The sequence below is a fragment of the Methylobacterium sp. BE186 genome (genome assembly GCF_031457035.1).
Lineage (GTDB): Bacteria > Pseudomonadota > Alphaproteobacteria > Rhizobiales > Beijerinckiaceae > Methylobacterium > Methylobacterium segetis.
Genome location: NZ_JAVDVV010000037.1, coordinates 25,425 through 46,966 on the forward strand (window position 1 = coordinate 25,425; position 21,542 = coordinate 46,966).

At 67.1% G+C, this 21,542-nt stretch carries 19 protein-coding genes; 7 read left to right on the forward strand and 12 right to left on the reverse strand.

The window, feature by feature from the left end:
* Nucleotides 1-2 precede the first annotated feature (2 nt).
* From J2X36_RS24825 to J2X36_RS24845, 5 genes are all read right to left on the reverse strand, one after another.
* Entirely contained in the window at nucleotides 3-1,730 is a 1,728-nt protein-coding gene (locus tag J2X36_RS24825) for a response regulator (RefSeq protein WP_310354648.1), read from the reverse strand.
* The gene (locus J2X36_RS24830) at nucleotides 1,727-2,188 is read right to left on the reverse strand and encodes a response regulator (RefSeq protein WP_310354650.1); all 462 of its coding nucleotides are present in this window, start codon (nucleotides 2,186-2,188) and stop codon (nucleotides 1,727-1,729) included. Before J2X36_RS24830 ends, J2X36_RS24825 begins: the two co-directional genes overlap by 4 nt.
* Nucleotide 2,189: 1 nt before the next feature.
* The gene (locus J2X36_RS24835) at nucleotides 2,190-4,442 is read right to left on the reverse strand and encodes an ATP-binding protein (protein ID WP_405029855.1); all 2,253 of its coding nucleotides are present in this window, start codon (nucleotides 4,440-4,442) and stop codon (nucleotides 2,190-2,192) included.
* A gap of 381 nt (nucleotides 4,443-4,823) precedes the next feature.
* Nucleotides 4,824-6,878, reverse strand: a complete 2,055-nt coding sequence (locus tag J2X36_RS24840; protein WP_310354653.1) for an ATP-binding protein — start codon at nucleotides 6,876-6,878, stop codon at nucleotides 4,824-4,826.
* Complete coding sequence (locus J2X36_RS24845; RefSeq protein ID WP_310354654.1) at nucleotides 6,878-8,404, reverse strand: ATPase domain-containing protein; 1,527 nt, start codon at nucleotides 8,402-8,404, stop codon at nucleotides 6,878-6,880. The genes J2X36_RS24840 and J2X36_RS24845 overlap by 1 nt, the downstream gene beginning before the upstream one ends.
* A 500-nt stretch (nucleotides 8,405-8,904) precedes the next feature.
* Here J2X36_RS24845 and J2X36_RS24850 point away from each other — a divergent pair, with 500 nt between their 5' ends.
* Together J2X36_RS24850 and J2X36_RS24855 are read left to right on the forward strand one after the other, a co-directional pair.
* Complete coding sequence (locus tag J2X36_RS24850; RefSeq protein WP_310354656.1) at nucleotides 8,905-9,096, forward strand: type II toxin-antitoxin system ParD family antitoxin; 192 nt, start codon at nucleotides 8,905-8,907, stop codon at nucleotides 9,094-9,096.
* Nucleotides 9,093-11,147 (forward strand): ATP-binding protein, encoded by a 2,055-nt coding sequence (locus J2X36_RS24855; protein WP_310354658.1) that lies wholly within the window; start codon nucleotides 9,093-9,095, stop codon nucleotides 11,145-11,147. The genes J2X36_RS24850 and J2X36_RS24855 overlap by 4 nt, the downstream gene beginning before the upstream one ends.
* 216 nt (nucleotides 11,148-11,363) lie before the next feature.
* Here the strand turns inward: J2X36_RS24855 and J2X36_RS24860 are convergent, their stop codons facing one another.
* The 4 genes from J2X36_RS24860 to J2X36_RS24875 form a co-directional block, all read right to left on the reverse strand.
* A complete protein-coding gene (locus J2X36_RS24860) occupies nucleotides 11,364-11,801 on the reverse strand; it encodes an SHOCT domain-containing protein (protein WP_310354660.1) in 438 nt (145 codons plus the stop codon).
* Between the two features lie 86 nt (nucleotides 11,802-11,887).
* Complete coding sequence (locus tag J2X36_RS24865; RefSeq protein WP_310354662.1) at nucleotides 11,888-12,223, reverse strand: DUF3768 domain-containing protein; 336 nt, start codon at nucleotides 12,221-12,223, stop codon at nucleotides 11,888-11,890.
* Between the two features lie 127 nt (nucleotides 12,224-12,350).
* Nucleotides 12,351-12,992: a hypothetical protein gene (locus tag J2X36_RS24870; RefSeq protein WP_310354664.1), complete on the reverse strand. Its 642-nt coding sequence runs from the start codon at nucleotides 12,990-12,992 to the stop codon at nucleotides 12,351-12,353.
* A gap of 753 nt (nucleotides 12,993-13,745) precedes the next feature.
* The gene (locus tag J2X36_RS24875; RefSeq protein ID WP_310354666.1) at nucleotides 13,746-14,885 is read right to left on the reverse strand and encodes an HPP family protein; all 1,140 of its coding nucleotides are present in this window, start codon (nucleotides 14,883-14,885) and stop codon (nucleotides 13,746-13,748) included.
* Between the two features lie 696 nt (nucleotides 14,886-15,581).
* Between J2X36_RS24875 and J2X36_RS24880 the strand changes: the two genes are divergently transcribed.
* From J2X36_RS24880 to J2X36_RS24890, 3 genes are all read left to right on the forward strand, one after another.
* Nucleotides 15,582-15,980 carry a hypothetical protein gene (locus J2X36_RS24880; protein ID WP_132251774.1) on the forward strand — a complete coding sequence of 133 codons (399 nt, stop codon included), beginning with the start codon at nucleotides 15,582-15,584 and terminating at the stop codon, nucleotides 15,978-15,980.
* A 92-nt stretch (nucleotides 15,981-16,072) separates the two neighbouring features.
* The gene (locus J2X36_RS24885; RefSeq protein ID WP_310354668.1) at nucleotides 16,073-16,360 is read left to right on the forward strand and encodes a CBS domain-containing protein; all 288 of its coding nucleotides are present in this window, start codon (nucleotides 16,073-16,075) and stop codon (nucleotides 16,358-16,360) included.
* A gap of 82 nt (nucleotides 16,361-16,442) precedes the next feature.
* Entirely contained in the window at nucleotides 16,443-16,676 is a 234-nt protein-coding gene (locus J2X36_RS24890) for a hypothetical protein (protein WP_310354670.1), read from the forward strand.
* Nucleotides 16,677-16,843: 167 nt separating this feature from the next.
* On the opposite strand, the gene J2X36_RS24895 is transcribed toward J2X36_RS24890, so the two are convergent.
* Both J2X36_RS24895 and hmpA read right to left on the reverse strand, forming a co-directional pair.
* A complete protein-coding gene (locus J2X36_RS24895) occupies nucleotides 16,844-17,455 on the reverse strand; it encodes a hypothetical protein (RefSeq protein WP_310354672.1) in 612 nt (203 codons plus the stop codon).
* A 305-nt stretch (nucleotides 17,456-17,760) separates the two neighbouring features.
* The gene (gene hmpA / locus J2X36_RS24900; protein WP_310354673.1) at nucleotides 17,761-19,002 is read right to left on the reverse strand and encodes an NO-inducible flavohemoprotein; all 1,242 of its coding nucleotides are present in this window, start codon (nucleotides 19,000-19,002) and stop codon (nucleotides 17,761-17,763) included.
* Nucleotides 19,003-19,097: 95 nt separating this feature from the next.
* Here hmpA and J2X36_RS24905 point away from each other — a divergent pair, with 95 nt between their 5' ends.
* On the forward strand, nucleotides 19,098-19,580 hold the full coding sequence (locus J2X36_RS24905; RefSeq protein ID WP_310354675.1) for an Rrf2 family transcriptional regulator: 483 nt from the start codon (nucleotides 19,098-19,100) through the stop codon (nucleotides 19,578-19,580).
* Nucleotides 19,581-19,906: 326 nt separating this feature from the next.
* On the opposite strand, the gene J2X36_RS24910 is transcribed toward J2X36_RS24905, so the two are convergent.
* Nucleotides 19,907-20,905: an AraC family transcriptional regulator gene (locus tag J2X36_RS24910; RefSeq protein WP_310354677.1), complete on the reverse strand. Its 999-nt coding sequence runs from the start codon at nucleotides 20,903-20,905 to the stop codon at nucleotides 19,907-19,909.
* Between the two features lie 127 nt (nucleotides 20,906-21,032).
* On the opposite strand from J2X36_RS24910, the gene J2X36_RS24915 reads away from it, so the two are divergent.
* Nucleotides 21,033-21,485, forward strand: coding sequence for a DUF2380 domain-containing protein (locus J2X36_RS24915; protein WP_310354679.1), 453 nt, complete (start codon nucleotides 21,033-21,035; stop codon nucleotides 21,483-21,485).
* Nucleotides 21,486-21,542 lie beyond the last annotated feature (57 nt).

The window sequence follows — 21,542 nt, forward strand, 5'->3', positions numbered from 1 at the left end:
CGTCAGGCGCTTCGGTCGCGGCCCGAGACCAGCCTCAGTTGCGCTATCGGCCGGGCCGCGAGGGTCGAGGCGACCTTCCGTTCGAGCTCACCGTCCTGGAATGGCTTCTGGACGATGCTGTCGACCCCGACGGCCCCCACCTGCGTCAGCGCGGCCGTGTCCGCATAGCCGGTGACGAACAGGACCGGGACCTGCGGCCATCGCTTCCGGATCTCGGCCGCCGTATCCGCCCCGTTCATCCCGGGCATCGCAAAGTCCACCACGACGAGGTCGACGCACGGGTCCGCTTCCAGCGCGGCGAGCGCCTGCAGGCCGGAGGCCGCCTCCCGCACGCCGTAGCCGGCCTCGACGAGCCGGGTCGCGGTCACTTCGCGCACCCCGGCGTCGTCGTCCACCACGAGGAGGGCCGGCTTGCTGCCGGGCGGGTGCGTCCGCGCGCAATCAGCCGGTGCGGACGCCGGCGGCGCATCCGCGTCGTCGCCGTCGACGCGCGGCAGGTACACCTTGATCGACGTGCCCTCGCCCGGGACCGTGTCGATCCGGATACCGCCGCCGGACTGCTTCACGAAGCCGTAGACCTGAGCGAGCCCGAGCCCCGATCCCTTGCCGACCTCCTTCGTGGTGAAGAACGGCTCGAAGGCGCGGGCGAGCACCTCGGGCGGCATCCCGCTCCCGGTGTCGCTCACCGACACCATGACGTAATCGCCCGGCTGCGGCTGCTCCGGCCGGGTCGGCCTGCCCGTGACGGCGACGTTGGCAGTCTCGATGGTGAGGAGGCCGCCGACCGCCATCGCGTCGCGGGCGTTGATGGCGAGGTTGAGGATCACGAGTTCGATCTGGGTGGCATCGACTAGGGCCGGCCACAAACCGGCTTGGAGCGTCGTCTCGATCCGCACCGCCCCGCCGATGGAGCTTTGCAGCAGGTCGCGCATTGAGGCGACCGTCCGGTTCAGGCTCACCGGCGTCGGCTCCAGCCGCTGCCGGCGCGAGAAGGCGAGGAGCTGCGCCGTGAGGTTGGCCCCACGCTCGGCCGCACCCTTCATCATCCCGAGCCGTCGCTGCCCGCGCTCGCTGGAGACCTCGCGTCCCAGGAACTCGATGTTGCCGGCGATGACGGTGAGCAGGTTGTTGAAGTCGTGCGCGACGCCGCTGGTGAGCTGACCAACGGCTTCGAGGCGCTGTGCCAAGCGAAGAGCTTCCTCGACGCGCTCGCGCTCCACGATCTGCGCCTGGAGCGCGTTGTTCGCGTCGGCGAGCTCGCGGGTCCGCTCCTCGACGCGCGCCTCCAAGGTGCGGTTCAGCGCCTGCAGGGCGGCCTCGGCTGCGCGCTTCTCGTCCCGCGCCCGCGCCTCGGCAAGCGCCCGCAACACAGTTCGCGGCAGGCGGTCGAGCCGCTGCTTGGTTACGTAGTCGACGGCGCCGTTCTTGAGGGCCTCGACCGCGACGTCTTCCCCGAGCGTGCCCGAGCAGAAGACGAAAGGGATGTCTGGACATTGCTCGCGCGCGATGCCGAGCGCGCTGATGCCGTCAAAGGTGGGGAGCACGTAGTCGGCGAGGATCAGGTCGTGCCGTCCCGGGCACGCCTCGACGGCGAACGCGTCGCGATCCATCACCCGCCCGATCCGCACGCGCAGTCCGAGGCGGTCGAGCTCGGCCTCGATCAGCTCGGCGTCGAGGTCGCTGTCCTCCAGGTGGAGGATGCGGAGCGGGGCGGCCGCCACGTCCGTCACGCGTTCGATGGCCAGCCTCCCCGGTGCGGCGGCGGCTCGTTCAGCAGCGCCCAGAACACCCCGAGTTCCTTGATGGCGGCGAAGAACTCCTCGAAGCCGACGGGCTTCACCACGAACGCGTTCACGCCGAGGTCGTAGGAGCGCACGACGTCGGTTTCCTCCCGTGAGGAGGTGAGCATCACCACCGGGATGCCCCGCGTGGTCGGGTCGCCTTTCACTTTGGCGAGGACTTCGAGCCCGTCAACCTTAGGCAGCTTCAGGTCGAGCAGGATCACGGCCGGGTCCTGGACATGCCGTCCCTCGTGCGGTCCACGCCGGTAGATGAAGTCGAGCGCCTCGGCGCCATCGCGGCAGATGACGATCTCGTTCGCGAGCTGGGTCGATTCGAGCGCCGCGAGCGTGAGCTCGATGTCGTTCGGGTTGTCCTCGACGAGGAGGATCGGCTTCAGGGCCGCCATGTCAATGCGCCTCCTCTCGAACCGGTAGCGTGAAGAAGAAGGTCGCGCCTCGACCCAGGTGGCCCACGGCCCAGGTCCGCCCACCGTGGCGCTCGACGATGCGGCGGACGTTGGCGAGGCCGATGCCGGTGCCCTCGAACTCCTCGACCCGATGCAGGCGCTGGAACACCCCGAACAGCTTGTCGACATAGGCCATGTCGAAGCCGACGCCGTTGTCGCGGACGAAGAACACCGCCTCGCCGCCCTCGGCGGGCAACCTGCCGACCGTGATGACGGCATCCGCACGGCCGCGGGTGTACTTCACGGCGTTCGAGAGCAGGTTCTCGATTACGAGGCGCAGCATCGCCGGGTCGGCGTGGATGCGACCGAGCGGCTCGATCTCCCATCGGACGACCCGATCCGGCGTCACCTCCCGGACAACCTTGCGCCGGACCTCCTCGACCAAGGCGCCCATCTCGCCGGTGACCTTGTTCAGGGAGTGCCGCCCCATCTGCGAGAAGGTGAGGAGGTTGTCGACGAGGGTGCCGGCCGAGAAGGCCGCCTCGATGATCGTCTCGACGTAGTGCCGGCCCTTGTCGGAGAGGTTCGCCCCCTCGCGGTTCTTCAGGAGGTTCGAGTAGCCGACGATGTGTCGGAACGGCGCCCGCAGGTCGTGGCTGACCGAGTAGGAGAACGCCTCCAGCTCCTTGTTCGAACGCTGCAGCTCCTCGCTCATCGCCGCGAGTTCCTCGGCTCGGCGTAGCACGATGCCGAGAACTGAGGCGCGCAGGTCCTTGGCCGCCTCGACCTCCGGGACGGACCAGGGCAGTGAGCGGCCTTTCACCGTCTCCTTCCAAATCTCGAAGGACTTGCGCGGGTGCAGCCGGTCGGGGCCCCCCTCCGGGTCGAGCTGGGCAGGCTTGACCGGGTTTCCACCCCACTTCACCGTGCGCACCACCTCCGGCCTGAACCAGAGGATGTAGCTCGCGTACTTCTTCGAGACCGAGATCGCGAGCAGGCCGCTGGCCCGGTCGGCGAAGGCTTCCGCCTTCGGGAAGGCCTCGGCGAGCGCCTCGGAGGCGAACACCTCGTCGCCGTCGCCCTGAGCCGAGAGCCAGTCGTAGAGGGTGCGCACCTCGCGCTCCGACGGCGTCGCGCCGAGCAGGCGGCAGCGGTCGGCCGTGACCACCGCCGCACCCGCGGCGTTCACGAGCGCCAGGACATCGTCGGGGTGCTTCAGCAGCCCGTCCACGAAGCTGTCCTCCTCAGCCATGAAGCCGAGGAGGCGGGCCTGCACGGCCCCAAGCGCAAGCCGCTGCTCGGCCTGCTCGCCGCGGACCTTCGCGGAGAGCTGCAGGGCGAAGATCTGGGTGAGAACGTCGCAGGCGTTGCGGGCCTGGAGCGGCACGCGCTTAGGAGCCTCGTTGTGGCAGGAGACGAGGCCCCAGAGAGCGCCGTCCACGAGAATCGACACGGACATGGACGCCATCGTGCCCATGTTGCGCATGTACTCGACATGGACCGGCGAGACTGACCGCAGGACCGACTGGCTGAGGTCGAGCGGCTTGCCGGCCGGGGTCGCGGCCGGCCGGATCGGGACTGGGACGTAACCGGCGTCCGGGATGATGCGCAGGCGGTTGCGCCGGTAGAGCTCGCGCGCCTGGGCCGGGATGTCGGAGGCGGGAAAGCGCAGGTCGAGGTAGGAGGGCAGCACGCCGTTGCCGTCCTCGGCGAGCACGGTGCCGTGCCAGTCCCGGTCGAACCGGTAAACCAGCGCCCGGTCGAAGCCGGTGATGTGGCGGATGTCCTCGGCGAGGAGCTGGCAGAGGTCTTCGACACTCCGTGCCGCGTGCAGCCGCTGCACGAAGGCGCGCAGCCGCGGCGTGAGGGCGTCGAGGCCGGATTCGCCCCGGTCGTCCTCGATCTCCTCCAGTTCCAGCACGACGAGGTCGTCGACCCGGTGCGCCGCGACCTCGTAGGCTTGGCGGGTGGAGCCGGAGCCGTGCGTGACGGTCCGCAGGTATAGGGCGCCGTCGTGGTCCGCGGCCTCGTCGAGGTAGCGGCGCACGAGTGCGGCGAGCTCCGGGTAGGCTTCCTCCAGGCCGGTGCCGACGGGCGCGGCTGCCGGTGCGTTGGCGCTGGCCTGGGCGACGACGAGGGTCCGGGCGTCGAGGGCGAGCAGGAAGCCGTGCGGCTGGACGCTGCCCACGATGTGGATGGGCTCGCGGTCGCAGGCTGATAGGTCGAGGCGCGGGGCCGCGTCACTCGGCTGGATCAAATCGGGCTTCCCCTTGGGCGACGACCGCCGGAACTCGGCCTCAGCGATAACAGTCGAGCCGCCACGCTCATAGGCGACATAGGGCGACGATCGCGGATCGCCCCCCTCAAGTTGTCACAGGCCACGGGCTACGGGCCGTCCGCGGACCCGGACCTGCGACGTTTAAGCATGGCCGTGACGGAGCTGACCTCGCAAGGACGCATCAGCAAGATCCGGTAAGGCCCGGTCTGGGCCTCGGGTTTGCCGAAATTGAAGGTCCGACTACCGACAGCAAGCGGAGCTCATGCAGGTAGGCAGCCACAACACGCCGGCCTCAGAGTCATATGTGCGCCGTTGCCGCCCCCGCTCACGCCAGTCGTTGGCGCCCTCGGTGAAGGGTCAACGTCCTTCTCCCCCCAGCACCACGCGCAGCGAGCGGGCGAGCTCGTCGCGGCGGTAGGGCTTGTTCAGGACTGGCATCTCGCCGTGGCCGATGACCTGACCTTCATCGAGGTTCGCCACATACCCTGACGTGAGCAGGACCTTCATGCCGGGCCGAAGCTTCTGTGCCTCGACCGCCAACTGCGACCCGTTCATGCCGCCAGGCATCACTACGTCGGAGAACAGGATGTCGATGCGCTCCACGCCCTTGAGATGCTCCAGTGCCTCGGCGGCGTTGCGAGCGACGATGACCCGGTAGCGCAACTCCTCCAGGCTCTCGACAGCCATCCCGAGCACCTGCTCGTCGTCCTCGACCAGCAGAACCGTCTCGCCCTCGCCGGCGCGGCGCAGCGGGATCGAACTCGCCGAACCGGCGCCCGTCTCCTCGCCGGCCGGATCGGTCGAACGCGGAAAGTACAGGCTGACCGTCGTGCCCGAGCCGACCTCGGACTCGATCTGGGCAAAGCCCTTGGCGCTGCGCGTGAAGCCGTAGACCTGGCTGAGACCGAGCCCAGTTCCCTTGCCGACCTCCTTGGTGGTGAAGAACGGCTCGAACACACGCTGAAGCTTGTCGGGTGGAATGCCGCTACCGGTGTCGGTCACGGACACGACCACGTAGGGTCCCGGAGGCACGCCCCTGTCGGCGACCGCAGCCGTTCCGAGATGAACGTTGCGGCTCGTCACCGCAATGCGTGCATGCCCTGCGTTGCCTTCCAGGGCATCGCGTGCATTCACGATCAGGTTCAGCACCGCCGCCTCGAACTGCGCCGGGTCGATGCGAATGGGGTCGAGGGCTGGGTCGAGATCGAAGCTGAGCTCGACGGCGCCCGTTGCCGCCCGCTCGGCAAGAGGCTTGAAGTCTAGCAGCAGGCGGTTCGGGTTGAGCGTCTGTGGTCGCAGCATCTGCCGGCGCGAGAAGGCGAGAAGCTGCTGCGTGAGCTGCTCGCCGCGCCGCGCGGCGCCCATGGCCGCCTCGGCCAGGCGCTTGACGCGGTCGATCTGCTCGGGGCGGCGCAGCATCATGTCCAAGCCGCCGACGATCACGGTGAGGAGATTGTTGAAGTCATGGGCGACACCGCCGGTGAGCTGCCCGATGGCCTCCATCTTCTGGGCCTGACGTAGCGCCTCTTCCGTGACTTGCTGCTCGGTTCGGTCCATCAGGATCCCAGCGATGCGTGCCGGAGCGCCCGACGCGTCGTACTTGACCTGCCCTTTCGCAGCGACCCAGCGCACGGCGCCGTCCCGCCGTGTGATCCGGCATTCCAGGTCGATCCCACCGGTTTCCCGAACGGCCGAGAAAGCCTTCTTGACCGCAGGACGGTCCTCCTCGACCACGTGAGCGAGAAAGGCATCGCGGGTCCACGATGGTATCGGCTCGGCGTAGCCTAATATGGCGTCGAAGCGAGGGGAGTGGCGGGAGGTTGCGTTCGCGAGATCGAGGTCCCATGAGGCCATGCCGGCCGCATCAAGGGCGAAGGCCAGGGTCTCGCGAGCGGCCTCGACCTCGCGGGTCCGCTCGGCGACCCGCCGTTCGAGACCCTCGTTGAGGAGGCGCAGGTGCTCCTGCGTGCGTTCACGCTCGGCCAGGAGGCTGCGCGCCTGGTACTGGCGTCGGCGCGCCCGTAGCGCCGACGCGGCGGCGCTGGTCAGCGTCTCTGCGTTGATCGGACGCTCCAGTAGGATGACGTTTCCGAGCCGTGCCAGGATGCCGGCAGCGCGCTCCGACCGGCGGCCTGTCTGCCGTGTCGCCAGGACGATGAACGGGAAGTCGGACCAGGCGGGCTGCTCGTCAAGCCAGGCGAACAAAGAACGCGTGTCCGCCTCGGCGAGCGCTTCCTCGGTGACCAGCGCGGTACCGGCTCCCGCTCGCAGGCACGTCACCCAATCCGCCACGTCGGCGCAGGTCGCGGTCGGGGTGCCAGTGCGATTGAGCACCTGCTCGACTACGCATGCATCGCGTCCGCGGGGCGCCAGGACAAGGACGCGCCCCTCGTGGTCCGCGGGTCGGTGCATCAGGCCGCTCCGCCTGGCCGGGCGCCGCCTGGCAACATCGCGACCTTCCCGTGATAGGATGGAAGACCCGTGAGCACTCCCTCGAAATCATCCAGGGCCTCGCCGACCCGCAGCCCCTGGGCCGAGAACTTCAACTCGCGGATCGTGCGCTCATGCGGGTTGACCCGGTTCTTCACTACCGAGACCGCCGTGCGTACCTCGCCCTTGGCCTCGAAGAACCGGAAGAGGAGGATGCCGTCGCTCAGGTAGCTGAGGTCGATGTCGGTGCGCACGTCCCCAATGACGCCGTGCTGGCCCAGGACCAGCAGCGTCGTGACGCCTTGCTGGTTCAGGTAGTTCAGGAGCTCGTGCATCTGCAGGATGAGGAACTCCTCGCCCGGCATGGCGTGCAGGTAGGCATTGAGGCTGTCGATGGCAACGAACGTCGAGCGGCGCTCCTCAACGGCTTGCCGAACGTGGGTGGCGAACTCACCTGGAGCGAGTTCCGCCGGGTCAATTTGGGTGATGGTCAGCCGGCCCGCCTCGATGTGCGGGGCCAGATCCATGCCGAGCATCGCGGAACGCGTGAGCATGGTGGCGAGCCCCTCGTCGAACAGGAAGTAGGTCGCCGTTTCCCCGCGTTCCAAGGCAGCCAGCATGCACCCGACCGTGGTCGTGGTCTTTCCGACACCTGAGGGGCCAAGGAGCAGGGTGTTGGTGCCCGGCACCAGGCCGCCGCCGAGCAGCAGGTCGAGCTCGTGTGAGCCGGTGGACTTGCCCGTTGGATCGAAGGTCGCGTGGTGCTCGGCCGCGATCAGGCGGGGGAACACACGGATGCCGCCGGTTTCCAGCACGAAGTCATGGTAGCCGCCCCGGAACTTGATGCCGCGCATCTTGATGATCTGCAACCGACGGCGCTCTGAGCCGAACTCGCGGGGTGCCTGCTCCAGCGAGATCACCCCATGGGCGATGCTGTGGAGCTGCACGTCGCCGGTCTCTGAGGTCCGGTCGTCGAGCATCAGCACGGTGCAGGCACGCTTGGCGAAGAATTGCTTCAGGGCCAGGATCTGGCGACGGTAGCGCAGCGGGTTTTGGGCCAGCAGGCGAAGCTCGGACAGGCTGTCGAACACGACGCGGGCCGGCTCCAAGTCGTCGACGCGAGCGATGACGTCCTTGACGGTCTCACCAAGCTCGATCTCGGATGGGTGCAGGATCGACTGCTCGCTGTCGGGATCCAGGCCGAGCTCATTGACGAGTTCGTAAATCTCGATGTCGGCGAGCGACCAGCCGTGCGAGGCAGCCGCGGCCCGCAGCTCATCCTCCGTTTCGGAGAGGGTGACGTAGAGGCCGCGTTCGCCGCGAGCGGCGCCTTCGAGCAGGAATTGAAGAGACAGAGTGGTCTTCCCGGTGCCGGGCGTGCCCTCCAGCAGGTAGAGCCGGTCCGGCGTGAGGCCACCGCCTAGGACCTCGTTGAGGCCGGGGATGCCGGTGGATATGCGCCCGTGAGCGCCGCTCGGTGCGTCGGGGCGGGAGCCGTGTTCTGCCATGGTACTGTTGCGCCAAGCCTTTCCAAGTCGCCACCTCAACGCTTGGCTTTAAGGATTGCTCCTTGTTCCTCAGCTATCGCCGGCGCGCCGCCTCTCCGCGCCATGCTCGGGTCGTCCAAGTAAGTCGGGGCGTGGCTCGGGCCCCGAGGCTACGTCATCCCCTGGCCGCCCGAGGGATGCGGGATCCGACATCTCAGGTCGTTAGGCTGCGACGTAGGTGAACCGACGACGGTCGGTCCCGCGGCCAGACAAGCGCTTCAAGCCATCGACGGCATCCTTCCTACCTCCCGCTCTACGGTAACGGATCGGCGACAGCGGGTAGTCGAAGCTCTTGGCGGCGAGTTAGTCCGCACCTGCCTGGTGGATGAGATGCAGCAGCGTCACCGCCGGCCTGGTCGGATCGAGCCGTTGTCGCAAGCGCTACTCGAACGGCCGCTCATGGCGAAACTCCAGGGTTGGCAATCTTTGACGGTCCAGCTGCGGCATGCCAGGGTTCGGGTATGTCCAGCACGCCGACCCGCAACATCTCCTTGACCACCGAACTGCAAGGCTACATCCGCAAACAGGTCGCCACTGGCCACTACTCGAATGCCAGCGAGGTTGTCCGCGCCGGTCTGCGCCTGCTGATGGAGCGCGATCAGGCCGTGCTGCGCGATTACACCACGGCAACGAAACCCTCGTCCGCGCGATGAGCACCCTCGGGCGCGACCCGTCCGCGGCGCACGACTTCCAAGCCGACATCCTCGCCATCGAGAGCATCACGGCCGTTCCGACGATCCTGGATGTTGTCTGCCGCACCACCGGCATGGGCTTTGCCGCGGTCGCTCGCGTCACCGAGGACCGTTGGGTTGCCTGCCAGATCAGAGACGATATCGCTTTCGGCCTCCAGCCCGGCGGTGAGCTGAGGGTCGCAACCACCATCTGTCACGAGATCCGCCAGAGCGGGACGGCCGTTGTCATCAACCATGTGGCTGAGGACCGGGCCTATTGCGGCCATCCGACGCCCGCGATGTACGGCTTCCAGAGCTACATCTCGATGCCGATCGTGCTGCCGGACGGCACCTTCTTCGGCACGCTCTGCGCCATCGATCCGAAGCCGGCGCAGCTCGACCGGCCAGAAGTGGTCAGCATGTTCAAGATGTTCGCCGACCTGATCGGCTTCCATCTTGATGCCAATCAACGCGTGGCATCGAGCAGCGCTGCGCTGCGGCTTTACGAAAATATCGTTCAATCGGACGCGGCGCCGATCTGTGCCTTCGATCCTGAATGCCGTCTGATTGCCTTCAACAAGGCCCACAACGACGAATTCTGCCGCGTCAACGGCTTTTACACGAAGATCGGAGACGTCTTTCCAGACCTGTTCATCCCGGAACAGGCTACCGTCATGCGCGCCAATATGAGCCGAGCGCTGGCGGGCGAAACGTACACTGTCGAGGCTGTCTTTGGCCGACCCGAGTTCGGGCAGCCTTGCTGGGAGATCACTTACACGCCCCTGCGCGATGAGACCGGCGCTATCATCGGAGCCTTCCATCAGGCGCACGACATCAGTGCGCGGCTTCTGGCTGAGGCCGAGCTTCGGGACGCTCAGGAGGCGCTGCGCCAATCGCAGAAGCTGGAGGCGGTCGGCCAGCTCACGGGGGGCGTGGCGCACGACTTCAACAACCTGCTGACCATCATCCGCTCGTCCATCGACTTCCTGCGCCGACCGAACCTGCCGGAGGAGCGTCGCACCCGCTACATGGATGCGGTCTCCGACACGGTGGAGCGTGCGGCCAAGTTGACAGGCCAGCTCTTGGCCTTTGCCCGACGGCAGACGCTCAAGCCCCAGGTGTTCGAGGTCGGCACACAACTGCGCGCGGTGGCCGACATGCTCGACAGCGTGACCGGCGCCCGGATCCGCGTCGTCACGCAAGTGCCGGACACACCCTGCTTCGTGAAGGCCGACCTCAGCCAGTTCGAGACCGCGCTCGTGAACATGGCGGTCAACGCTCGGGATGCCATGAACGGCGAGGGCATGCTGACGCTTCGACTGGTTTGCTCCGGTGCCCTGCCGCCGATCCGGGGACATGCGGGGGCGCCCGGTCCCTTCGTGGCCGTAATGCTCACCGACACCGGCAGCGGCATCGCTCCCGAGCAAGTTGTGCGGATCTTCGAGCCCTTCTTCACGACGAAGGATGTCGGCAAGGGCACTGGTCTCGGCTTGTCGCAGGTCTTCGGTTTCGCCAAGCAGTCGGGCGGTGACGTCGCGGTCGAGAGTACGGTCGGGCGAGGCACCACCTTCACCCTCTACCTGCCGGAAATTGAGGACGAGGCGCGTCAGGAACAGGCGATCAGGCGCGACGGTGAAGTCTTCCCAACAGGCGACGGCCAATGCGTGCTGATCGTGGAGGACAACGTCGAGGTTGGCCGCTTCGCCACGCAGATCCTGGAGGATTTCGGCTACCGGACGACCTGGGCGGCCAACGCCGAGGACGCCCTAGAGAAGCTCGATCCGGACGGCGGTGGGTTCGACGCGGTCTTCTCCGACGTGGTCATGCCGGGCATGGGCGGGATCGAGCTGGCCAGGATCCTTCAGCAAACGATGCCGAACATGCCGGTGCTGCTGACCTCGGGCTACAGCCACGTCCTGGCTCAGGACGGAGCGCACGGCTTCGAGCTACTGCACAAGCCGTACTCGGCCGACCAACTCGGCCGCATCCTCAGCCGGATCATCACCCGACGGTCACTTGCCGGCGCAAGATAACGGTAGCTCTGTGCCCGCGTGCGGCCGACACGACGGTTAGTTGCATAACACCCGGCCTGCGAACGTCCGCTTCAGAGGAGCGCCTCGGGGCTCCCGAACGGCCGAAATGGGCGCAAAGGGGAAGGTCCGCTTTTCGGCAGTGAACCAACCTCAGCAATTGGCACACTGCCGGCTTTCGAGAAGCGAGTTGGCGATCCTGTCGAGCAGGTGCTCCCCCTACAAGCCGCTGACGTTGATAAGCAGATTGCCGCCGCGCTGGTACAAGCGCCACGTGATGCTGCGCTCGCCCGCATTCAGCGTCGCTATTGCGGTGCAGTACCGTTCCGGCGCCTTTGCGTCGTAACTCACCTCCTCAATCTCATCGAGGGACAGCAGCTTCATGCGTGTGAGGCGGGAGGCAGGCCCTTCCTCAATGGCTCGGCGTACCAACTCACGGGCCACGCTCGCCGTGCAAGGCGGAAAGCCCGTCGCTGCGCGGGGCCAGAACAGCCACACCAGGAACAGCAGCGCCGGCACCTTCCACCACCAGCCTGTCCAGCGCGTGCGTGGCCGCCGTGGCTTGAGCAAGCGGCGCTTCTGGTCCTCGTACTCAGCCTCGGTGATTAGGCCCCGCTGGCGCAACGCGGTCAGCTTGGTCAGACGATCCGTGTCCATGATGAAGCAGCTCTCAGGTGAGCGTGCCGGCGCGTCTTCTCACGGCGAGCCAGCACCTTGGGGAGGGGCAGGGGAGGGGCGCTGGCTCAGTACTCGTGGCTCAGCAGCACGGTGAGCACGCGCGCCGTGACGCTGCTGTCGGCCGGATCGGACGAGGCGCAGGCCAGCGCGCGGTCGAAGTAGTCGATCTTGAAGAACACCTGCTCGCCGTCCGCTTCCAGCGCGCCGAAGTCGTGCTCGCCGTACGGGTCGTTGTCGGGGTCGAAGCCGTCGAAGGCCGCGACCGCGGCCAGGATCGCCTGCTGACGTTCGCGACCGAGCGCGACGATGCCGGCGCTGAGCACCAGCGTGCCGCCGCAGAGCGTGCGGCGCAGGATGTCGTTGAGCGCAGCGATGCGGCCCACATCAAGGATGTCGGACATACGAATCTCAGGATCTGGAGGAGAGGGGAGGGGGCATGCACGACTCGTGCGCTCGTGCGCTCGTGCATCGGCTACTCGCCTGAGCCGAACTCAAGTCACCAGCCCAGGCGAGCGAGGCTGTGGGCGCTCAGGCTTGGCTGGGCGGCAGCAGGGCGAGCTCGTCGGCCTTGCGCAGGATAGTCGCCTCGGTCGGGTAGTCCCGCCAGCGCAGGGAGAACACGCTGCCGTTGATGCCGATCACCTCGGCTTCCCACCAGCCCTCGGCGGGTGCTTCCATGGCCAGCACGAAGCTGCCGAGACCGATCTCCTCGCGATCCTGCGGCAGAGGGCTGCCGACAAAGCTGCGATCAGCTGGCCGCGGCTTGCTCGCTGATGCAGCGGCGGCTGGCTTGCTCGGACTGGAGCTAGGCGACCGCGGTGCTGGCTCGGCAGCTGATTGAGCCCCACGTGCATTGCCGAGCGCGACCGACTCGATCTTCTGCGATGCTCGAGGAGGCGCCTTGGCTGACTGGCCAGGTGCGGTGCTGTCGCCCGCGAGTGCCACAAGGCGACTGTAGAGCTCACGTTTGACGAAGGGCAGGAATGCCTTGCCGCTGGCGAGCAAGCGCCCACGGCCGAGTTGCGCCGCGAGGCTGCGCTGCGCTTCGTCCGCAAGGGCCAGCAGCCTCAGCTGGCTGGTTCCGGCCGCCGCGGTCGCGGCATGGGCTTGGCCTGCATCGTACCAGCCGGCGCGCAGCTTGCCGGCCGCGTCACGTCCGAACAGGACCATACTGGGAGGCTGCGGCACGATGGGTGTTTCGGCGGCTGGAGGGCAGGGTGGTGAGGTCATAAGAGGGCTCCTAAAACGACGAAGGCCCCCAGAGTGGGGGCCTTTGCGACGAGGGCGGAGCGGAGCTTGCACCAGCTTGTGTGAGGTCGTGATTGGTGTCGCCTGAATTGTGCGAGCTGAGTCATGAGGATGCTCCGCGTTCGGCGTCGGCCGGCATCGCTGCCATTCGGCAGTTCAGCAACCGACGGTTTCAGCATCGCCGATCGACCATGATGCGTCAAGACTATAATCCTATTGCGGCAATAAAGCTAGCCGCGCCGAAATCCGCCTCTGTGGGCAGAAGCTGAGCGTCGCGGCAGCAAAAACCGTTCCGAATGGGGGACAGTAAGCCGATCAGAACCTGAGCCGAGGTCCCAACCGAATTGAGCACGGGCCGACGCGGCTCTGCTCGACAGGCGGTACAAAGTGGTGGTACAAAAGGTTCACGAGCCGGTGGGCTAAGTCTTTGTTTTTTCGCTGTTTTGTTTGGAAAGTGGCCAATCCTTTCCTGGGCACCATCAGCCGCCTAAAGCGCTGATCCGCAAAGAAATTCAGTCAGATCCTGTCGTTGGACCCGCCCGCATGCGCCGTGGCGGTGCGGAACGCATGGGTTTGATGCGCTCCGGCAAGCGGATCGTCTCCGGTCGGCCGCCGAGCGTCCACGACCTCCATGCGTGCCTTTGCCGGCCAGCGCTGAAGCGGGGTTAGCCCTCGCTACGCGGCCAATCCCGCACGCGGGTCGAAGGCTTTCGCCGAGGCGGTGCGCGCCAGGGTCGCGAGCAGGTCCGTCTGGGTGATGACCCCCAGGACCGTGCGGTCCTCGGCCGTGACCACGATCGCGTGCGTTCGGCCATCCGTGAGCGTCGGGACCAAGCCGACGGCGGGATCGTTGAGGGCGGCCGTCTTGGCTTCGGAGATCGCCTCCGCGAGGCTTCCGGAGGTACGAAGGGCAAGTTCCCGCAATCCCACCGTGCCCATCACCCGGCCGTCCCCATCGACCACCGGCAGCGTCCTGATGTTGTGCGCGAGCAGCAGTTCCCGGGCCCGTTCGGTGCTGCTGTCCAGCCCGAGGGTCACGACATCCCGCGACATGACCTCGCCGCAGGTGATGTCGCCTTGGGTCCGGACCAGCGCGTTGAGCTCGACCTGCTGAAGGAGGCGGTCGAGATCGCTGCGGTCGATGTCCAAGGTCTCGTCGAGCGCGACCAGCGCCGCGTCCACATCTTCCGGCCTGAAGCCCACGCGGAGCGGTGCAGGCAGGTCCGACGTTCCGTGCGTGTTGACCGGAGCCTTGACGGGAACGTGCGGGTAGTTGCGGCGCGAGACCTTATGGAACGCAATCCCGAGCGCCACCAAGATCACCGAGTTGATGCAGACCGGAAACAAGGGGAACAGGAACCCGGCGGAGGTCACGGCCGGGCCGCCGATCAGCGCCGTCAAGGCGGCCGCCCCACCTGGCGGGTGCAGGGAGCGCGTGAGCGACATCGCGGCGATGGCCAGCGAGACGCCGACGCCGATCGCCACGACCGGATCCGGAATGAGATAGGCAGCGAGGACGCCCATGAAGGCAGAGATCGTGTTGCCCCCGATGATGGGCCAAGGTTGGGCCAGGGGGCTCGCCGGCACGGCGAACAGCAGGACGGCCGACGCTCCCATCGGCGCCACGATGAGCGGAATGTGCGGGCCCTGTCCGAAGAACCAGCCGCAGATCAGGCCGGTGAGCGTGATACCGGCCAGGGCTCCCAAGCATGCGACGAGGCGCTCCCTCAGCGTTGCCCCGGCGAGAATCGGCCTGAACAGGCGAAAGCCGCGGGCGTGCTCACTGTATCGGGCGGGACCACCGGGCTCGATCATGCGAGAATGCGCCTCAGGCTGAAGTGGGACTTGATCGATCGACAGGGGCGGGAAAAGCCGACGCTCGGCTTGCCGAGTGAGACTTCCCGCATCCTCCGCTTGCGCCCTTTACGGCGGCGACCCTCAGCACCGGCTTACGGGATGCGCAGGTTGGGGCATCGGCGCCTTTTAAAGATACAACCTCGATGTACCTTATAGCTCCGATACCTCGGATTTGCAAATCTGGTATGCAGTATGCCTAACCGACAGGCGCTCTGTGGCCGACATCGGATGCTCACCAATCACACGCAGCAGCGCTTGCCGCTTGAGCTGGCTGTCATTGCCTCCCTTGCGTGCAACTGAGGCAACTCGGACGCAGCCATCCGAGCAGCCGCCTTCCGTCCGATCGTGCATGCCGCGCGCACGACCGCATCGAAAGCGTGCAGATTGGTGTTCGGTTTCGTGGGTAGGCGCTGCCGCGGCATCGGAGCGGAATGCTCCTCCTGACGCGCCTTCGTACCAGCGGCCTCCCAGTCCCGGCTGTTCCCGCTGCCAGCACACGCACGCCACGCGATCGGAACAGACTCTTCGCAGTCATGGAGACGGACACACGGCATGGCATGCTCTCTGCATGCAAAACTCGGCCTTTAGCATCTAGGCACGTTCCTCGCGGGATCGACTCAGATACTCGGGGCTGGCAGTCAGCAAGAGAGTGTGATGATGGAAGATCGTGTCCTTGTCGGACTGACGAAATCGTCACCGAGTTCATCGGATAAAATACTCAAGAATGGTCTGCTACTGCTGGCCTCCTATTGGATTGCGGTTCTCGCCGCACAGATGATGATATTTTACAAAGAGGGCCACTATCCGGCTACGGTTTGTGAGCTGCATCGCGGTATTTATGGTAGCGATGCATGCGATCTCTACGTTGAAAATTTAGGGTTCGGGCGCGCGTCCGTGAGCTATGCGCTGACGGAGGCGAGCCTGCTTTCGGCCGGTATTGTCGGGATGGGTCTGCTGATCGGAGCCATCGTCGTCCTCAACGCGGTGGAATACCGGTCGGGTCGCAATCGCGTGGCGTCAGGTCTCCAAACCGCCTGCACGGCTCGACGCTGAGGGAGCAATCCGCGCCTCTCTTTCGCTGGGTACTCACCGGCGACGTCCTTATCCTGGCCCCGCTCCTGGCTGCGTCCGTCGCGGCCAATGCGGTGACGGTGCTGCTCCTGAAGCGGTCGATCCGGACGGAGAAGATCGCGCGACGCGGGCAGCACATCACGCGCGAGTACGGCGTGGACTCGCACGAACTGACCCGCGTCTCGGACATCATGGTCCGCGACGTCGATGTCCTCGATGCCGGCGCGTCGATCGCCGCCTCCATTCAGGCCAGCGCAGGCGGCCGGGATCACGCGTATCCCGTCGTCGATGGCATGCGCAGGCCTGTGGGGATGGTATTCCGCGCTGACGCGTTGCGGTGGAAGACCGAGAAGTCACGGTAGAGATTGCATCGAGGAGAGGATCTCCGACGCGTCGCTGGCGCGCGTGCATCCGGACGATGTGGTCGCGCGGGCGCCGGACATCATGATGACCACCGGCCAAGGCCGAATCCTGGTGATCGATCCGGCAAGCGGCGCCCTTGTCGGCCTCGTTATGCGCAAGGATCTGCTGCAGATCCGAGCCACGGTCGTGCATTCCGAACGCGAGCGTCGGGCCTTTCCCTGCCACCGGGCGATCCGGCGTGCGAGGCAGCGATACGAGGTCGATCCGGCGCAGTCGATCGCTCGGGATGCCGCTGGAGCTTCCGGTCCGGCCTGATCGGTGGGCGAAGGTCTACCGCGATGATGGGCGGGCCCATCTTCGCGGACAGCCGCGTCCCTCGGGAGCGACGACGTCTCGCGCGCGGCAAAGTCCCGCTCCGGCTTCAATCCGAGGCGGGTGAGACGCGGCCTCTCCGCCGTCGCGGCGGGCGCATGGCCCGCCTCCTAGATGCTCCGCCAGTGTGCGGCCTCGTGCGGGGCGCGCTCCAGATGTTCGAGGGCCGCCAGGACCAGGGCCAGGGCGGCATGGCTCGCTTCGACCCAGGGGCCGGCCCTGCCTTCCTTCTCCAGCCTAACCGCGACGCGGCCATCCGCGCAATGCAGGAGGAAGCCGCATCCCGGAAGCAGCGAGCCGAGCAGCCTGACGGCCTCGTCGTAGGAGCTGATGAACGCGCACACGTTCATGCTGCAGGCCGTCACGTAGTAATGCAGCTTGAACTCGTCCGAAGCCAGCATGCGCGCATGACCGTTCCGGCCGACGAAGACCGGCGGGCTCTCACCCTTGTCGTTCAGCGCGATCTTCTCGATGCCCAGGCCGTAGCGCGATCCGTTGGCCTGCGTGACGGTGTGGTAGAGGGCGTCGACGAGGTCCGCATTGGCCCGGGTCGCACGCCACTGATACGCGTAAGGATCGGCCAACCGGGCGCTCAGGGCGCGCAGGAGGGTGGGGTCGATGAGCCGGGGGTCCGGCGGCGGGCTCAGAAAGCGCTGGCCGCGAAAATCCCCGATCATGGCATCGATCGCGGCCTGATCGGCCTCGAAGCTCTCGTCCACCACGGCGTGCCGCCCTCAACCCTTGCCGGAGAGCCTACACAACGACACATCGATCGCTTCGACGCCAGCGGCGTTCAGGGAGCCGCGCGGAGCGAGATGCGGTTGCCCCCTGGGGGCATCGCGGCCGAATCCCGCTCCGCCGGCGGCGGAGTGTCCCCGTCACAGGATTGGGCGGGACCGGTATCATAACCCGCCTCGGCGCGGAGCCCAGCGACGTTCCCGTCGAACCGGAGCGGGCCGGCCCTGCCATCATCTGCGCTTCGGTCGTCTGGAGCGGCGGATAGGCAAGCACCCTGCCGGGACTCGCCTCAGGCGGCCTGCTTCGGCACCTCGACGAGGTCGTCGGCCGGCCCGAAGAACTCGAACCGCACGCGGTCGGCGGGTACACCCTCGCGCAGGAGGCCGTTCACGAGGGCGCGCAGGAAGGGTTTCGGCCCACACAGGTAGTAGGTCGCCCGCTGATGCGGGGTCCGCGCCACGAGCCAGTCAGCCGTGATCAGACCTGACTTGTCATAATGCTCACCCTCTCGGTCCTCCGCCTCCGGCTCCGCGTAGAAGGTTTGCAGGCGCAGGTTCCCGTTGCTGGCCGCGATGGCGCGGGCATGCTCGCGCAACGCGTGCACGCGCCCGTTCAACGCGCCGTGGACGTACCAGGTGGGCCGGTCCGGACTGGTCTCGGCGATGGTCTCCAGCATGCTCATCATCGGTGTGAGCCCGACCCCGCCGCTCACCAGAACCACCGGATCGCGCGTCTCTCGGTCCAGGAAGAACTCACCGGTCGGCGGAGCCACGCTCAGCACGGTGCCGGGCGCAGCGCATTCGTGCAGCCAGGTCGAGACGATGCCGGCGGCCTGATCCGCCTTTCCCTCCCGCTTGACGGTGATGCGGTAGGCGCGATCGTTCGGCGCGCAGGAGATCGAGTAGTTCCGCTTGAGGATGCCGTGCTGCGGCAGGTCGAGGAGGAGGCCGAGATACTGTCCCGGCTCGTGGCGAAGGACGGGTCCGCCATCGGCCGGGACGAGGACGAAGGACCGGATCGTCTCGCTCTCTCGTGTGACGCTCTCGACGGTGAAGGGGCGCCACCCGTTCCAGCCGCCGGGCTTCGTGGCGAGGTCGCGATAGATCGTCGCCTCGCGCCCGATCAGCAACTCGGCGAGAAACCAGTATGCCTCGCCCCAGGCAGCACAGATCTCCGGTGTCGCCGCCTCGCCCAGCACGTCCCGGATCGCGCCGAGAAGCGCGTCGGCCACGGAAGCATAATGCTCGGGCAGGATGTTGAGCGCGACGTGCTTCTGGGCGATGCGCTCGACGGCGCCGGCGAGCACGCCGAGGTTGTCGATGTTGCGGGCATAGGCCAGCACCGCCTGGGCGAGGGCCTTCGGCTGCGAGCCGCTCTCGCCATGGTGCGATTGGTTGAAGAGGTCGCGGATCGCGGCATCCTGGAACAAGCGCTCGTACATGCGCCGGGTGATCGCGAGGCCGTGCGCCTCGAGTGCCGGCACGGTCGCTTTGACGACGGACATGGTGTTGGCGGACAGGGAGGTCGGCATGTGCAACTCTCAAAGATGCAAATCGCGTGCACCTTTTAGGTCACCTTTGAAAAGATGCCAATCGAATATACCTTATGGTTTCCTCCGGAGTCGCCATGCGCCTGACCCGCTACACCGACTACGCCCTGCGCACTCTGATCTATGTCGGCCTTCACGAGCCCCGGCAGAGCTCCATCGCGGAGATTGCGCGCGCCTACGGCATCTCCGAGAACCACCTGACCAAGGTGGTGCATCAGCTTGGACGCCTGGGGTTGATCCGGACGATCCGGGGGCGCGGCGGCGGCCTTCGCCTCGCGAGGCCGCCGGCCGAGATCGTCGTCGGCACGGTGGTGCGCCAGACCGAGGACGATCTCGCGCTGGTCGAATGTTTCGCCGGCGGCGCCTGCGCCATCACGGCGCCCTGCCGGCTCCGGCGCGCTCTCGGCGAGGCTCTGGCAGCCTTTCTTGCCGTACTCGACCGATACACGCTCGCCGACCTGCTGGCTGGGACCGAGGGGATCGAGATCGCTACCCTGCTGGGCCTTCCCGCAGCCATCGACGGCGAACCGGGCATCTACGCCCGGCCCGACCTGACCTGAACGTCGTCGGGAATGATGCCGTTCGATCCGCATGTTCAATGAGGCGATCGATGGGCACGGCCGCTCGCAGCCTTCGGGAGCTCAGCCAAACATGCCAGAAGCGAACTCGTGACACGAAGCAGGCTCTGAGGAGGTCTGCTCTCAGGTAGGCTGATGGGCGAGCCGGGCGACCGGTGGTGGAGGGAAGCGGTACGCCTGCTTCGGAGAAGGTCTGCCGGAGGAGGAGACAGGCCTCCACCGACTCTGGTCGGTCATAGGAGCGAGCCCGGATGGTTCTCGATAACCGGACGTCCGTCTCAAGCTCAATCCGGCCGCCTTCCGCCCTGTCAGGATCGCAGCACGTGGTGCCGCCGCCACTGGCTGGGCGTCACTCCCGTCCATCCCAGGAACGCGCGCGTGAAGTGCGCGGCATCCCCGTAGCCGATGTCCGCGGCGATGCGGCCGATGCTCGGCGTCGGCTCTGCCAGCCGCTCACAGGCACGGCGCAGGATGATGCGGCGATGGATGTCGGCGTAGCAGGTGCCAGCCTCCTCGAGGCGGCGCTGGAGGGTTCGGCGCGAGAGGCCGAGGCGCAGGGCGACCCGCCCGATTGATGGACGGCCCTCGTCGAGATCGAGGCCGATCACGTGTGCGACGCAATCCGCCAGCCGATCGCCGATCGGCGCGTCTTTCATGCCCCCTTCGTGGACAGGATGAAGGGGGAGCGGGTTGACGGTATCGAGAAGAGCGGCAGGGAAGACGAGCCCTGCGCGCGGGCCCAGCGCGACCTCGCATCCGAACAGCGCCTCGATGTCACTGCGGGCCGGCAGCCACGCCCCTGTCACGACGGCGCGCTTCGGCCGCCAGACCGCGCCGAGGAAATGGCGCACCGTACCGAGCAGGTAGCCCAGCGCCAGGATCTCGTTGGCCTGACGCCCGCTCTCGATCCGCTCGGCGACGCCGTAACCGTAGAAGGCTTCCGCGCCCCGGCAGCGAACGCCGGTCCGGGTCGCGGTCTGCAGGAGAAGGGGCGTGACGATCTCCACGCGTCCAAGGGCGGCTCCAAGGGTCTCGGCAGACTGCACCTGAATGCCGATGGGGCCCAGACCGACGATGCCGGTGCGGGTCGAGAGCCGGGCCGGAAGGGCGGGATCGCCGATCTCGCGGATGGCAGCCTCGACGAGCGTGAGTTGATCCCGCAGCAGGATCAGCTGGTCGGGGGTATCGAGGAGCGTCAGCGGAATCCCGGCGCGGCCGAAGACGCGGCTCACCGAGCCGCCGGCCGCGGAGACCGCGTCGGCGATCGGCCCCATCGTGCGCGCCCTGGTCAGGCCGTATGCCGGCATGAAAGGTCTCCCTGTCGGCAGGCTCGGCGCTTTGGCGCCGAATGGCAAGATCGGACGGCATGTGTCGCCTAGACCGTGACGCGCTGGCCGGCGCGGATCGGCTGGATTCCTTCGGGAGGAGACGGCGATGTTGACCTACATCGAACGCGGCGCCGTGCGGCGCTTCTTTCGGATCGGCGTGGTCGCAGGCGCACTCGCATGGCTCGCCGGGACACCGGTCCGCGCGGCAGGCACCACGCCGGTGCCGGTGGCAGTGCTGCCCCTCAAGTTGCTCGACACCTCGGGTGAGCCCGCGGATCAATCTGCTCAACACGCAGTGCGCCTGGCACGCCTGACGGACGAGCTGGCCGTCGATCTGACCAGTACCGGCCTGTACCGCGCGGAGGTCCTTCCCGCGGAGAGGCTCCGTCAGGATTGCCCGACCGACCAAGCTGCATGCCTGCTCCAGGTCGCCCAGGATCGCGGGGCGCAGCTGATCTTTGTCGGCGTCGTGCACAAGAGCAGCACGCTGATCCTTCAACTCTGGGCTCGTCTGGTCGATGTGGTCCGCCCCCACGCGGTGGCCCAGGTTGGAAGTTAGTGCACGGTCGGCCGCTCCACCACGGACAGTCTGGCCGGCGCGGCCGGCCAACCGGCG